The organism is Micromonospora sp. TSRI0369 (assembly GCF_001905625.1).
Taxonomy (GTDB): Bacteria; Actinomycetota; Actinomycetes; order Mycobacteriales; family Micromonosporaceae; genus Micromonospora; species Micromonospora echinospora_A.
The window spans coordinates 467,713-482,385 of sequence record NZ_LIVU01000003.1 but is presented as its reverse complement, the minus strand read 5'-3'; the positions used below and the strand labels follow the sequence as shown (position 1 = coordinate 482,385).

The window sequence follows — 14,673 nt, the reverse complement described above, 5'->3', positions numbered from 1 at the left end:
GGGGCCCGAAGTGCAAGATCGGCGAGGGGGTTGGGCGCGGCGTGCGCGGGTGGGGTCAGCGGGTGGGGGGTGGGCCTACGCTGCGGCGCCGGACCAGCGTCGGGGCGATGGTCTGGCGCAGCGGGCCGGCCGACTCCGACTCGATCTGGGCCAGCAGCAGGTCGAGGCTGGCCGCGGCCACCGCCGTGAAGTCGGGCCGCACCGTGGTCAGCGGCGGGATGAAGTACGCCGCCTCGGGCACGTCGTCGAACCCGACGACGCTGATGTCGTCCGGTACGCGGCGGCCGTGCTCGTGCAGCGCGCGCAGCACGCCGAGCGCCAGGTGGTCGTTCGCCGTGAAGACCGCGGTGACCTCCGGCATCCGGGCCAGCATCTGCCCGCACCGGTAGCCCGCGGCAGCGGACCAGTCCGCCGGGACCAGCGGGGGGATCTCGGCGCCCGCCTGCCGCAGCGCCTCGCGCCACCCCTCTATCCGGCCGGCGCTGTCGAACCAGTCCGACGGGCCGGACACGTGCCAGACGGTGCGGTGCCCGGCGGCGAGGAGGTGCTCGGTGGCGGCCTTGGCGCCGGCGACCTGGTCGACGGTGACCAGCGGGATGGGCCGCCGGGGATCGCCGTCGACGGTCACCAGCGGCACGTCCTGGGGCAGCCGTTCGAGCGCCTCCCCGGCGGACTCGACCGGCGCGATCACCACTATGCCGGCGACCCGGTGGGCCAGGTGCCGCTCCACCGCCGCAGAGATGGAGCGGTGGTCGAGGTCGCGGACACTGCCGATGCTCACCGCGAAACCGGCCTCGGCGGCGGTCTGTTCCAGCGCGGCCAGCAGCGACGCCGGGCCGTACAGCGTGGTGTTCTGGGCGACCACGCCGATCACCTGGGATCGACCGGTCACCAGCGCGCGGGCCGCGCGGTTGGGCCGGTAGCCGAGCTCGGTGATGGCGGCCTGGACCCGCAGCCGGGTCTGTTCACGCACGTTGGGATGCCCGTTGAGGACCCGGGAGACCGTCTGGTGCGAAACCCCGGCGAGGCGAGCCACGTCCGTCATCGCAGGACCGCGCACGGCCACCTCACTTTCGCCACTGCCCGCGGCGGCCGCACCCGGTCGATCTCGACCGGACCGTCCCGGGTGGCGACAGTCTACGCCAGCGGTCCCCTCGGTATCCGCACCGCCGATCGACCGTTCCCACCGTGGCGCGCCGATATCGCGGAATCGACAGGCGGCTCATTCCCTTCCGTTACGCAGTGGCACGAACAGGCAGCTCGGAGCGGGTGGAATTGGGCCCGGGGTGCGGCATTTCCGGCGATTGCCGGAGCCGCACCCCGGGCTATTGAAGATGTGTCAACGGCCGCGAATAGTGACCGTTGTCACGGTGTCGTCAGCGAGAACTGCCGCACCGTCACCGCGCCGCCCAGGGATTGGGTGGCGTAGTTGAAGAAGCCGAACCGGTAGCCCATGAAGAACTGCCACGCGTTGTTGAGCGTCAGCGCGTTGCCCAGCGACACGAAGTTCACCCCGTCGGTGCTGTAGGAGAACCGCGCCTGCCGCCCGGAGCCGGGCCGGATGTCGGCGTTCGCGCGCAGCCAGATCCGCCCGCCGGACACCGCCGCGCTGGCGATCTCCGTCCCGGTGCTCGTGGTGTTCCAGTTCGAGCCCATGGTCAGGCCGTTGGTCATCACCACCCGGGTCGCGCCGTTGTCCCGCCGTACGCCGATCCAGGCCGAGCTGTCCCGCAGCATCGCCAGGCCGGCCCGGTCACCGTCGCGCATGGTCGAGTAGTCCAGCTCGATGGTGCCGGTCGAGGTCGGACCCTGGATGCGGTGGGTGAGCGTGTTGCGGGCCCGGTACAGGTCGTTCGTGACGGTGGCGGTCTGCAACCGCAGGCCGTTGTTCACCGACCACCTGCTGTTGTCCGGGTTGTGGTTCCACTCGTACTGCACGCCGAGCGTGGTGCCGGAGAACGTGTCGGTGCCGGTGAGCGGCTTGACCGGACGGGTCGGCAACGGGTTCGGGTAGCTGGCGCCCCAGGCCCCGTTGACGGTCTGCACCTGCGGCCAGCCGTCGGAGGTCCAGGTGATCGGCGCCAGGGTCGGCATCCGGCCACCGGGGTACGCGTCGGTGAAGGCCATGTAGTACCAGGCGCCGGTCTGCGTCTGCACCAGCCCGCCCTGGTGCGGCACACCGCCACCGGAGATCGGGCCGGGCAGGTTCAGCAGCACCTGCCGCTGCTCGTACGGGCCGAACGGACCGTTCGTGGACTTCAGCACGTACTGGCCGTTGGCCGGGCGGGTCAGCCAGATGTAGTACGCGCCGTTGCGCTTGTAGAAGCGCGCGCCCTCCAGCGTGCCGATGCTCGACGGCGTCTGGTAGACCTGCTGGGCCCGCACCTGGCTGCGCCCGTCGGCGGAGAGCTGGGCCACGCTGATCGTGCCGTTGCCGTACGCGACGTACATGGTGTCGTTGTCGTCGATCAGCATGCCGGCGTCGTAGTAGCAGTTGGGGATGGTGGCGAGGCGGCTCCACGCGCCGTCCACGGCGGCGGCGGTGTAGATGTGGGTCTGCGCGAAGTCGATGCACCCGGCCCAGTAGAACGTGCGGTTGCTCGGCCGGTAGTTGAGCGTCGACGCCCAGATGCCGTCCACGTACGCCTGCTCGCTGCCGCTCAGGTCGTACTTGGTGCCGAACTCCAGCCGCGGCACCGAGTGCCCGGCGAACTCCCAGTTCACCAGGTCCCAGGAGCGCAGCACCGGCGCGCCCGGCGAGTAGTGCATGGTCGAGGCGGACATGTAGTAGACGTCGCCGACCCGGATGATGTCGACGTCGGCGAAGTCCTGCCAGACCGCCGGGTTGGTGAAGTTGCCGCTCGGCGTGCCCGGGTCACCCGGGTTGTCGCCGACCCGCACCAGCTGCCACTGCTGGTTCGCGCCGTTCCAGTCGTCGTACTGGACGATGTTGCCGCCGTCGGCGGTGGAGGCGTTCTGCACCTCCATCACCTTGTTCGAGTTCCGGTTGATCAGACGGACGTACCCGCTGTCGGAGTCGGCCAGCCGGAACTGCTGGTTGGTGCCGCCGTGGTCGGTCCACTGGACCACCGCGGCGCCGTTGGCGGTGGACGCGCCGGTCACGTCCAGCACCTTGCCGGAGTGCCGGGAGCGCAGCCGGTAGTAGCCACCGCCGGAGTCCACGAACTGCCACTGCTGCCAGGCGCCGTCGTTGCGCGTCCACTGGGTGATCCGCGCACCGTCGTTCGTCGCCTGGTTGTACAGGTCCAGCGCCTTGCCGCTGTTGCGGTTCACCAGCACGTAGTACGCGCCGGTGTCCACAGTGGCCGCGGAGACGGGGGCGGGCACGGCGCCCACCACCACGCCACCGACCAGCAGCGCCACCACCCCGGCCAGCAGCCGGGACAGGCGTCCACGTCCACGGGACAGTCGAGCCGTCACCATGATCCTCCTTCGTCGACCGGAGCCCGGGCACGGCGACGCGCGCCGACGATGTCGGCGTTATCGCTAACAGCGATGCCCACCCAGGCGGGAGTCGGATCCCTGGCAACTGCGGCGCAGATCGCGCCCGGAACGGCCCGCGAGCGGTGCCGGTGACCCTATCCATCGACTGTGAGCGATAACATGCCGTTCGTCAAGGCGTAACACGAGCCGCCCGCCGCGCGGGCGGCGCGGCGGGCGGGCGGGCCGGCGTGGCGGGCGGCGAGTGCTCAGAAGCCCCGGGCGAGCCGGTAGTACGCCTGGTTCCAGCGCAGCTCGTCGGCGAAGCGGTGCGGGCGCGTGTCGGCGTCGATGACCACCAGCTCGGTCCGGGCCATCGCGGCCAGGTCGCGCAGCTCCTCCACGCCGACGGCCTGGGAGAGCACGGTGTGGTGCGGGGCGCCAGCGGTGATCCATGCCTCCGCCGAGCCGGCCAGGTCGGGCTGTGGACGCCAGACCGCGCGGGCCACCGGCAGCCGGCGCAGCGGGTGCGGCGGCGGCACCACGTCCACCGTGTTGGCGACCAGCCGGAACCGCTCCCCCATGTCCGCCATGCCCAGCACCACGGCCGGGCCGGGCGCGGCGTCGAAGACCAGGCGCACCGGGTCCTCCCGCCCGCCGATGCTCAGCGGGTGCACCTCCGCGCTCGGCACGTCGGCGGCGATGCTCGGGCACACCTCCAGCATGTGCGCGCCGAGGATCAGCTCCTGGCCGAACGTCAGGTCGTAGGTGTAGTCCTCCATGAACGAGGTGCCGCCGGGCACGCCGACGGCCATCGCCTTGAGCGTGTGCACCAGCACCGAGGTCTTCCAGTCGCCCTCGCCGCCGAAGCCGTAGCCGTCTGCCATCAGGCGCTGCACCGCGATGCCGGGAAGCTGGCGCAGCCCGCCGAGGTCCTCGAAGTTCGTGGTGAACGCCCGGAACCCGCCGGCTTCCAGGAACGCGCGCAGGCCCAGCTCCTGACGCGCCGCGTACCGCAGCGAGTCGTGCCGGTCCCCGCCGGGCCGCAGCTCCGGCGCCACCCGGAAGGTGTCGTCGTACTCCTTGACCAGGTCGTCCACCTGCGCGTCCCCCACCTGGTCGACGGCCGCGACGAGGTCGTTGACGCCGTAGGTGTTCACCGAGACGCCGAAGCGCAGCTCCGCCTCGACCTTGTCCCCCTCGGTGACCGCGACGTCGCGCATGTTGTCGCCGAAGCGCGCCAGCCGCAGCGTCCGCAGCGCCGACCAGCCGACGGCGGCCCGGGCCCAGGCCGCGACCCGGCCGGTGACGCGCGGGTCGGTGACGTGGCCGGCGACGGTCTTGCGGGCCACACCGAGCCGAGTCTGGACGAACCCGAACTCCCGGTCGCCGTGGGCGGCCTGGTTGAGGTTCATGAAGTCCATGTCGATCTCGTCCCACGGCAGCGCCACGTTCGCCTGCGTGTGCAGGTGCAGCAGCGGCGTCCGCAGCGCGTCCAGCCCGGAGATCCACATCTTGGCCGGGGAGAACGTGTGCATCCAGGCGATCACCCCGACCGCGCCCTGCACTGCCGCGTCCCGGCACACCGCCAGGATGTCCGCGCTGGAGGTGAGGACCGGCTTCCAGACCACGCGTACGGGGATGTCCGGCGACTCGTCCAGGCGCGCGGCGATCTGCCGGGACTGCTCGGCGACCTGCCGCAGGGTGTCCTCGCCGTAGAGGCCCTGGCTGCCGGTGAGGAACCAGACCTCGGGCTGGGGGTGAGTTGCCATGTTGTTGCCTTCCGCGCTAGGAACCGTCACTTGAACCGGATGCCGATGAGCCGCTGGAGGAGGATGAACGCGAAGAGCAGCCCGCCGATCACGATCTTGGTCCACCAGGAGTTGAGGCTGCCGTCGAACGTGATCAGGGTCTGGATCACGCCGAGCACCAGCACGCCGAGCACGGTGCCGAAGACGTACCCGGAACCGCCGGTGAGCACGGTGCCGCCGATCACGACGGCGGCGATCACGTCCAGCTCCATCCCGACGGCGATCAGCGGCGCGCCGGAGAGCGTGTAGAACGACAGCAGGATGCCGCCGATCGCCGAGCAGAGCCCGCTGATCGTGTAGACGGCGATCCGGGTCCGCGCCACCGGCAGGCCCATCAGCAGCGCCGACTGCGCGTTGCCGCCGACCGCGTACACGTTGCGGCCGAACCGGGTGTACGCCAGCACGTACGCCGCGATCAGCACCACCGCGAACGCGATCAGCACGCTTATCGACACGAAGTTGCCGGCCGGATCGCCGATGCGCTGCTGCGACATCGACGTCCAGAAGCCGTCGGTGATGGAGATCGAGGAGTCGCTGATGAACGTGCACATGCCGCGGGCGAAGAACATCCCGGCGAGCGTGACGATGAACGGCTGGATCTCGAAGAAATGGATCGCGCAGCCCATCAGGAAGCCCAGCGTCGGGCCGATCAGCAGCGCGATCACCAGCACCAGGGCCGCGGGCAGGCCGTCGCGCAGCAGCGACGCCGACACCATCGCGGTCATCGCGACCACCGAGCCGACGGACAGGTCGATGCCGCCGGTGAGGATCACGAACGTCATGCCGACCGCGACGACGAGCACGAAGCCGTTGTCGATGAAGACGTTGAAGACGACCTGGATGTTGGAGAACGCGCGGTACTGGGACACGCCGATGCCGTACATGACGAGCAGCAGGGCGAGCGTGGCCAGCACCGGGACGTGCCGCCGCGGCAGGCTGGGCCGCCAGGAGCGGCCGGTGCTCAACGACGTGCTGCTCATGCGGGCACCTGCTCCTTCTCCCGCTGCGGCGCCGCCGGCCCGGGCTCGGCCCCGCGCCGCCGGCGCAGCCGCGCGCGGAACGCCGGGGCCTGCACGAGGCAGACGGCGATGACGACGACCGCCTTGAACAGCAGCGACGTCTGCGGCGAGATGTTCATGGCGTACACAGTGGTGGTCAGGGTCTGGATGATCAGCGCGCCGAGGACGGTGCCGCCGAGGGAGAACCGGCCACCGGCGAGCGACGTACCGCCGATCACGACCGCCAGGATCGCGTCGAGCTCGATCCAGAGGCCGGCGGCGTTGCCGTCGGCGCTCGACACGTTCGCGGTAACCATGAAGCCGGCGAGCGCGGCGCAGACGGCGCTGATCACGTAGACGAGGAAGACGATGCGGCGCGACCGGATGCCGGCCAGCCGGCTGGCCTCGGCGTTGCCGCCGACCGACTCGACGATCAGGCCGAGCGCGGTGCGCCGGGTGAACGCGGCCACCAGCAGCGCGGCGGCGAGCGCGATCAGGATGGCCAGCGGCAGCGTCAGGAAGTGCCCGAGCCCGATCGCCCGGTACGGACCGGAGTTGATCGTAATGATCTGCCCCTCGGTGACCAGCTGGGCGATGCCCCGTCCGGCCACCATGAGGATCAGCGTCGCGATGATCGGCTGGATGCCGATGACCGCCACGAGTATCCCGTTCCACGCGCCGAGCACGAGCGCGGCGCCGAAGGCCAGGGCCAGCGCGGTGGCCACCGTGGCCGGGCTGTTCTGGTCGGCCGCCCCGCTGATGTGCAGGCAGGCGATCGCGCCGCTGATGGCGCAGAGCGAGCCGACGGACAGGTCGATGCCGCCGGTGGCGATGACGAGCGTCATCCCGAGCGCGACGAGGATCAGCGGCGCGCTCAGCCGCAGGATGTCGATGGGCGTGCCGTACAGGTGGCCGTTCTTGACCTCGACGGCGAGAAAGCCGGGACGGTAGACGGTGTTCGCGGCGAGCATCACCACGAGCACCAGCGCCGGCCAGAACAGGCGGTGGCTGGTAAACGGGCGGAGGCGGTCGGCGACGGCGGTCATCGGGTCACCTCCTCCCGGGGGGTTCCGCTGGCGATGGTGCGCATGACGCGGTCGGCGTCGAGCGTGTCGTCGTTGTCGAGCTGGGCGACCATCTCGCGGTCGCGCATGACCGCGACCCGGTGGCTCAGGCGCAGCACCTCCTCCAGCTCGGCGGAGATGAACAGCACCGCCATGCCGCCGTCGGAGAGCTGCACCACCAGCTTCTGGATCTCGGCCTTCGCGCCGACGTCGATGCCGCGGGTCGGCTCGTCCAGGATGAGCAGGCGCGGCTCGGTGATGAGCCAGCGGGCCAGCAGCACCTTCTGCTGGTTGCCGCCGGAGAGGTTGCGCACCGGCAGTTCCGGGTTCGCCGGGCGAATGCTCAGCGCCTCCACGTACCTGCGGACCAGCTCGTCCTGGCGGCGGCGCGGGATCGGGCGCAGCCAGCCGCGCGCGGCCTGCAACGCCAGCATCATGTTCTCCCGGACCGTCAGCTCCGGGACGATGCCCTCGGCCCGGCGGTTCTCCGAACAGAAACCGACACCCTGACCGATGGCCTGGATCGGGTTGCGCACCGGCGCCCGGCCGCCGTCGAGCCGGACCTGGCCGTGGTCGGCCCGGTCCGCGCCGAAGATCAGCCGCGCCACCTCGGTGCGGCCGGAGCCGAGCAGGCCGGCCAGGCCGACCACCTCACCGGCGTGGATGCGCAGGCTGAACGGCGCGACCGCGCCGCGCCGGCCCAGCCCGGCGGCATCCACGAGCGGGGCCTCGTCGTCGGCGTCGACAGTGGCGCGCTTCTGCTGCTCGTCGAGCCGCTCCAGCACGTCCAGCTCCTGCCCGATCATCTTCTCGACCAGGCTGAACTGCGGCAGCTCCTCGGTGCGGTACTCCCCCACCAGCGTGCCGTTGCGCAGCACCGTGATCCGGTCGGCGATGCCGTAGACCTGGTCGAGGAAGTGCGTGACGAACAGGATCGCGATGCCCTCGTCGCGGAGCTGGCGCATGATCCGGAACAGCTGCGCCACCTCGCCGGCGTCCAGGCTGGACGTCGGCTCGTCCAGGATCAGCACCCGCGCCTGCACGTCGATCGCCCGGGCGATGGCGACCATCTGCTGCACCGCGAGCGAGTACGTGCCGAGCGGCGCGGTGACGTCGAGGTCGAGGTCGAGCCGGGCCAGCAGGTCTCGCGCCCGCCGGCGCATCTCGCCCCAGCGGACCGCGCCGAGCCGGCGCGGCTCGCGGCCGATGAACACGTTCTCCGCCACCGACAGGTTGGTGCAGAGGTTGACCTCCTGGTAGACGGTGCTGACGCCCGCCGCCGCGGCCTGCATCGGGCCGCTGAACGAGACCTGTTCGCCGTCGAGGGTGATGACGCCCGCATCGGTCCCGTAGACGCCGGTCAGCACCTTGATCAGGGTGGACTTGCCGGCGCCGTTCTCACCCATCAGGGCGTGGACCTCGCCCGGGAACAGCCGGAAGTCGACGTCGTGCAGCGCGCGGACCCCGGGGAAGGTCTTGCTGATGCCGGTCATGGTCAGGACCGGACGGTTACCCGTCATCCCATCGGACCTCTTCTAGACGGTGGTGGCACGGGGGCCGCCGTCTCGCGACGGCGACCCCCGGGGTGGGTCAGTACTTGCGGTTGGGCAGTGCCTCCTTGGCCTGCTCCTGGGTGAAGGTGGTCTCCTCGGTCTCGATCCGGGCGGGGACCTCCTCGCCGGCCTTGACCTTCTTGGCCAGTTCCATCAGCTGCGGGCCGAGCAGCGGGCTGCACTCGGCGATGAAGTTGAACTTGCCGTCCGCGAGGGCCTGCATGCCGTCCTTCACCGCGTCGACGGTGATGATGGTGATGTCCTTGCCGGGCGTCTTGCCCGCCGCGCTGATCGCCTCGAGCGCGCCCAGACCCATGTCGTCGTTGTGCGCGAAGAGCACGTCGATCTTCGGGTTGGCCTTGAGGAACTGCTCCATCACCTGCTTGCCGCCGGCGCGGGTGAAGTCACCCGACTGCGAGGCGACGATCTTCAGGTTGGGGTTGGCGGCGATCGCCTCGGCGAAGCCCTTCTTCCGGTCGTTGGCCGGGGCCGAACCGGTCGTGCCCTGCAGCTCGACGATGTTGACCGGGCCGGGCGCCGCCTTCTTCTGCTCCACCAGCCACTCGCCGGCGAGGCGGCCCTCCTTGACGAAGTCCGAGCCGAGGAACGTCTTGTAGAGCGACTTGTCGGCCGAGTCGACCGCGCGGTCGGTCAGGATGACCGGGATCTTCGCGTCCTTGGCCTCCTTGAGCACGGTGTCCCAGCCCGACTCCACCACCGGCGAGAAGGCGATCACGTCGACCTTCTGCTGGATGAAGTTGCGGATCGCCTTGATCTGGTTTTCCTGCTTCTGCTGCGCGTCGTCGAACTTCAGCTCGATGCCGGCCTCGGCGGCGGCTTCCTTGATCGAGGTGGTGTTCGCGGTGCGCCAGCCGCTCTCGGCGCCAACCTGGGAGAACCCCAGGACGATCTTGTCGTTGCCGTCACCGGAATCGCCGCCGGTGTCGCTGTTGCCGCAGGCCGCCATGCTGCCGGCGAGCAGCACGCCGGCGAACGCGGCGATGACCCTGCGGGCCGTGCTCCTGGTTCTCATCGGTTCTCCTCCGGGGTTGGATGTTCCGGACGCGCGGCGGGGAGCCGGTGCGGCCGGGTGTGGTGGTGGGGTGGATGCGCGGCGCCCGGTCCGGGGTCAGGGCGCCGACGGGCGTTGGCCGTAGACGTTCTGGTAACGGTCGTAGAGCGAGTCGATGTCGGCCGGCGCGATCGGCAGCGGCTGCCCGAGCGCTCGGGCCAGGTGCGCGGTACGGGCGACGTCCTCGCACATCACGGCGGCCTTGACCGCCGCCCGGGCGTCCCGGCCGATGGTGAAGACGCCGTGGTTGCGCATGAGCACCGCGGGCGAGCGGTGCCCGGACAGCGTGCTGACGATCCCCTTGCCGATGTCGTCGCCGCCGATCAGCGCGAACGGCCCGACCGGGATCTCCCCGCCGAACTCGTCGGCCTGCGCGGTCAGCCAGCACGGGATCGCCTCACCCCGGGCCGCCCAGGCGGTCGCGTAGCCGCTGTGGGTGTGCACCACGCCGCCGACCTCGGGCATCGCGCGGTAGACGTAGGCGTGCGCGGCGGTGTCGCTGGACGGCGAGCCGCCGCCGTCGACGACAGCGCCGCCCAGGTCGCAGACCACCATGGACTCGGCGGTCAGGTCGTCGTAGTCGACGCCGCTGGGCTTGATGACCATCAGGTCCTGACCGGGTACGCGGGCCGAGACGTTGCCGGCGGTCCAGGCCACCAGTCCGTAGCGGGTCAGCTCGCGGTGCAGGCGGGCCACCGTCTCGCGCAGCGCGGCGACCTGGCCGACGACGCCGGCGCTCATCCCACCACCTCCAGGCTCGCGGGGGTACGCGCCGGGGCGGCGTCGGCCGCCGCGTTGCGGATCGCCCGCAGGCGCAGCATGACGTCGTTCGCGCCGCGGCCGAAGTGGTCGTGCAGCGCGCGGTACTCGGCGTAGAGGGCGTCGTACGCCCGGACGTTCTCCGGTACGGGCCGGTAGACCGCCTCCTCGATCCGGCCCATGGCAGCGGACGCCTCGTGGATCGTCGGATACTCGCCTGCGGCGACCGCCGCGTGGATGGCCGAGCCGAGCGCCGGCCCCTGGGCGGAGCCGATGATGCTCAGCGGCCGGTTCGTGACGTCGGCGTAGATCTGCATCAGCAGCCGGTTGGAGGTGAGCCCGCCGGCCACTACCAGGTCGTCGACCGGCACTCCGGCCTGCGCGAACGCCTCGACGATCATCCGGGTGCCGTACGCGGTGGCCTCCAGCAGCGCCCGGTAGACGTCCGGCGGCCGGGTGGCCAGCGTCAGCCCGACGATCAGCCCGCTCAGGTCGTGGTTGACCAGCAGGGACCGGTTGCCGTTCCACCAGTCCAGCGCCACCAGGCCGTGCGCGCCGACCGGCTGGGCGGCGGCGGCCTCGGTGAGCCGCTCGTGCGAGTCGAATCCGGCCGGGGCGCCGTGGCGCACGAACCAGCCGAAGATGTCCCCCACGCCGCTCTGCCCGGCCTCGAAGCCCCAGGCGCCGGGGCTGATGCCGCCGTCGACCACGCCGCACATGCCCGGCACCTCGGCCGGGTGGGTGCCGTTGAGCACGTGGCAGGTGGAGGTGCCCATGATGGCCACCAGCCGGCCGGGCCGCAGCGCCTGAGCGGCGGCGGCGGTGACGTGCGCGTCGACGTTGCCGACAGCTACCGCGATGCCCTCGGGCAGGCCGGTCCAGGCGGCGGCGCGGGCGTCGAGCCCGCCGGCCCGCGCGCCCAGCGGCAGCAGCGGACCGTCCAGCTTGGTCACGAAGTCGGTGAAACCCGGGTCGAGCGCGGCCAGGTAGTCCGGTGACGGGTACCGGCCGTCCTGCCGGATGCCCTTGTAGCCGGCGGTGCAGACGTTGCGCGTCTCGACCCCGCACAGCTGCCAGACGATCCAGTCGGCCGCCTCGATGAAGCGCTCGGCGCGCCGGTAGACCTCCGGGTCCTCGTCCAGGATCTGCAGCCCCTTGGCGAACTGCCACTCCGCCGAGATCTTGCCGCCGTAGCGGCCGATCCACGGCTCGCCGCGTTCGTGCGCCAGCGCGTTGATCCGGTCGGCGTGCGGCTGCGCGGCGTGGTGCTTCCAGAGCTTGACCCAGGCGTGCGGCCGGTGGCGCAGCTCCGGGATCTCGCACAGCGGCGTGCCGTCGGCGAGCGTCGGCAGGACGGTGCAGGCGGTGAAGTCGATGCCGATCCCGACCACCCGCGCCGGGTCCACACCGGCCGCGGAGAGCGCTGCCGGTACGGCGTGGCGCAGCACGTCGCGGTAGTCGTCGGGATCCTGCAGCGCCCAGTCCGGCGGCAACGCCGGGCCGTCGTCGGGCAGCGCGGTCTCGATGACCCCGTGCCGGTACTCGTGCACCGCTGTGCCGAGTTCGGCGCCGTCGCGGACCCGGACCACCAGCGCCCGGCCGGACAACGTGCCGAAGTCGACCCCGATCACGTACCGGTCGGACGCGTCCACTTCGCTCATTTGCACCTCCGCCGTGTCACGGAGTTAGTGTTAGCGCTCACATACACATCCGTCAAGACACGTCCGGGCAACAGCTACGTAACGAGGACCGCCGTCCGGGACCGACGCCCGCGGGCCCCCGTGTACCGGCCCGACCGCCGGCCGGGGAGATCCACGCCGGGAGCACCGGCGAACCCCGGGCTGCCCCTCTGTTAACGACAACAATAAATGGAACTTCCGGAAATTCTCTCGGCGGTTCCGGCACCCCGGTCCCAAGCGTCCAGGCCCCGCCGCAGGGCCGCTCAGAGGGCCTTTCAGCGGCCTTTTCTCTCGCCGCGACACCGCCGGCAGCCGGCCGTCGCGGGCGACCCGGGACCCACACTCCTATTTACAGCTCTTGATGTCAGCGATAACATTTTCGCCATCCCAAGCGCTGTGGCGCCGCCGTCCGGGAAACCCCGGCGCCGCAGCCGGGCGGCGACGGACGGCGACCCCGTCGACCGCCGGACCCCCCACCACCCACGAGCGCCCGCCGACACCGTCCGGCCCTCTGGAAGTGCCGTGCCGCGTCCGTCCCCGTGGACCACGGGCGACGCCGTGCAACCGGCGGGCTGCTCCTTCCGGGCACCGGCACCGACCGCGCCCGGCCACCGAGGAGGACCAGTGCGCAGATGGACCCGATGGACGCTCGCCGTCCTGGGTGTCGCGGCGGTGGCGCTCGCAGCCACAGTCACCGACGGGGCAGTGGCCCCACGCCCGGCCCGGGCGCTGGACAACGGCGTCGCCCGTACGCCGCCGATGGGGTGGAACACCTGGAACACCTTCGGCTGCAACATCAACGAGACCCTCATCCGGCAGACCGCCGACGCGATCGTCGCCAACGGACTGCGCGACCTCGGGTACAAGTACGTCGTCGTGGACGACTGCTGGTTCAACCCGAACCGGGACGCGCAGGGCAACCTCCAGGCGCACCCGCAGCGGTTCCCCAGCGGGATGAAGTCGCTCGGTGACTACCTGCACGCCCGGGGCCTGCTGTTCGGCATCTACCAGGTGCCCCTGGACAAGACCTGCGCCCAGGTCGGCGGCGCGTTCCCCGGCGCCACCGGCAGCCTCAACCACGAGTACCAGGACGCGCGGCAGTTCGCCGCGTGGGGCGTGGACTACCTCAAGTACGACTGGTGCTCGGGCACCGGCACCATCAACGACCAGGTGGCGCGGTTCGGCATCATGCGCGACGCGCTGGCCTCCACCGGCCGGCCGATCGTCTACAGCATCAACCCCAACAGCTACCACGCCAAGACCGGGCCGCAGCGCAACTGGAGCGACGTGGCGAACCTCTGGCGGACCACCGAGGACATCACCAACGCGTGGAACACCGGCCAGACCAACGGCTACCCGATGGGCATCCAGAACATCGTCGACGTCACGGTGCCGCTGGCCGGGTACGCCGCCCCCGGCGGGTTCAACGACCCGGACATGCTGGAGGTCGGCAACGGCGGCATGAACGACACGGAGATGCGCAGCCACTTCGCGCTCTGGACGATGCTGGCGGCGCCGCTGATGATGGGCAACGACGTACGCTCCGCCAGCTCGGCCACGCTGGCGATCCTGCGTAACGCCAACCTGGTCGCGATCAACCAGGACACGCTCGGCCGCCAGGCGGTCCAGGTCTCCTTCGACGGCACCCGGCGGGTGCTGGCCAAGCCGCTGGCGAACGGCGACGTGGCGGTCGCCCTGTTCAACCAGGGCAGCTCGACCACCACCGTCTCCACCACGGCGGCGGCGGTGGGCAAGAGCGGCAGCTCGTTCACGCTGCGCGACGCGTGGACCGACGGCACCTCCACCAGCACCGGCACGATCTCCGCCAGCGTGCCCGCGCACGGCACCGTGGTCTACCGGGTCAGCGGCGGCGGGACCACCACCCCGCCACCGGTCCCGACCACGTTCCGGCTGCGCAGCGAGTCGTCCGGCCGGTGCCTGGACGTGGACAATGCCGGCACCGCCAACGGCACCGGCACGCTGATCTGGGACTGTCACAACAACGCCAATCAGCAGTTCACGGCCAACGGGCAGGCGTTGCAGGTGCTCGGCAAGTGCCTGGACGTGCCGACGAGCGCGACCGCCGGCACCCGGGTGCAGATCTGGGACTGCAACGGCGGCACCAACCAGCAGTGGACGATCAACGGCAACGGCACGGTGAGCAACGTGCGCTTCCCGTCGCTGTGCCTGGACGTCGACAACGCGGGCACCGCCAACGGCACCCGGGTGATCGTCTGGACCTGCCACGGCAACACCAACCAGCGGTGGAGCCGCGCGTGAGCGGCTGCGGCCGGTG

10 protein-coding genes are annotated in these 14,673 nt (G+C 71.1%); 1 reads left to right on the top strand and 9 read right to left on the bottom strand.

What is annotated here, in order from left to right; all coding sequences use genetic code 11:
- Positions 1–55: 55 nt before the first annotated feature.
- From AMK25_RS11000 to araB, 9 genes are all read right to left on the bottom strand, one after another.
- The gene (locus AMK25_RS11000) at positions 56–1,045 is read right to left on the bottom strand and encodes a LacI family DNA-binding transcriptional regulator (RefSeq protein ID WP_198937505.1); all 990 of its coding nucleotides are present in this window, start codon (positions 1,043–1,045) and stop codon (positions 56–58) included.
- Positions 1,046–1,365: 320 nt separating this feature from the next.
- Entirely contained in the window at positions 1,366–3,444 is a 2,079-nt protein-coding gene (locus AMK25_RS10995) for an RICIN domain-containing protein (RefSeq protein WP_241826321.1), read from the bottom strand.
- A 266-nt stretch (positions 3,445–3,710) separates the two neighbouring features.
- On the bottom strand, positions 3,711–5,213 hold the full coding sequence (gene araA, locus AMK25_RS10990; RefSeq protein ID WP_073828114.1) for an L-arabinose isomerase: 1,503 nt from the start codon (positions 5,211–5,213) through the stop codon (positions 3,711–3,713).
- A gap of 26 nt (positions 5,214–5,239) precedes the next feature.
- Positions 5,240–6,232 (bottom strand): galactofuranose ABC transporter, permease protein YjfF, encoded by a 993-nt coding sequence (yjfF, locus tag AMK25_RS10985; protein ID WP_073828112.1) that lies wholly within the window; start codon positions 6,230–6,232, stop codon positions 5,240–5,242.
- Positions 6,229–7,296: an ABC transporter permease gene (locus tag AMK25_RS10980; RefSeq protein ID WP_073828109.1), complete on the bottom strand. Its 1,068-nt coding sequence runs from the start codon at positions 7,294–7,296 to the stop codon at positions 6,229–6,231. The genes yjfF and AMK25_RS10980 overlap by 4 nt, the downstream gene beginning before the upstream one ends.
- Positions 7,293–8,834, bottom strand: a complete 1,542-nt coding sequence (locus AMK25_RS10975; RefSeq protein ID WP_073828107.1) for a sugar ABC transporter ATP-binding protein — start codon at positions 8,832–8,834, stop codon at positions 7,293–7,295. The genes AMK25_RS10980 and AMK25_RS10975 overlap by 4 nt, the downstream gene beginning before the upstream one ends.
- Positions 8,835–8,904: 70 nt before the next feature.
- The gene (locus AMK25_RS10970) at positions 8,905–9,900 is read right to left on the bottom strand and encodes an ABC transporter substrate-binding protein (protein ID WP_073828105.1); all 996 of its coding nucleotides are present in this window, start codon (positions 9,898–9,900) and stop codon (positions 8,905–8,907) included.
- 96 nt (positions 9,901–9,996) lie between these two features.
- A complete protein-coding gene (locus AMK25_RS10965; RefSeq protein WP_073828103.1) occupies positions 9,997–10,680 on the bottom strand; it encodes an L-ribulose-5-phosphate 4-epimerase in 684 nt (227 codons plus the stop codon).
- Entirely contained in the window at positions 10,677–12,359 is a 1,683-nt protein-coding gene (gene araB / locus AMK25_RS10960; protein ID WP_073828101.1) for a ribulokinase, read from the bottom strand. The genes AMK25_RS10965 and araB overlap by 4 nt, the downstream gene beginning before the upstream one ends.
- 642 nt (positions 12,360–13,001) lie before the next feature.
- Here araB and AMK25_RS10955 point away from each other — a divergent pair.
- Positions 13,002–14,657, top strand: coding sequence for a glycoside hydrolase family 27 protein (locus tag AMK25_RS10955; RefSeq protein ID WP_073828099.1), 1,656 nt, complete (start codon positions 13,002–13,004; stop codon positions 14,655–14,657).
- The last annotated feature ends 16 nt before the right edge of the window (positions 14,658–14,673 follow it).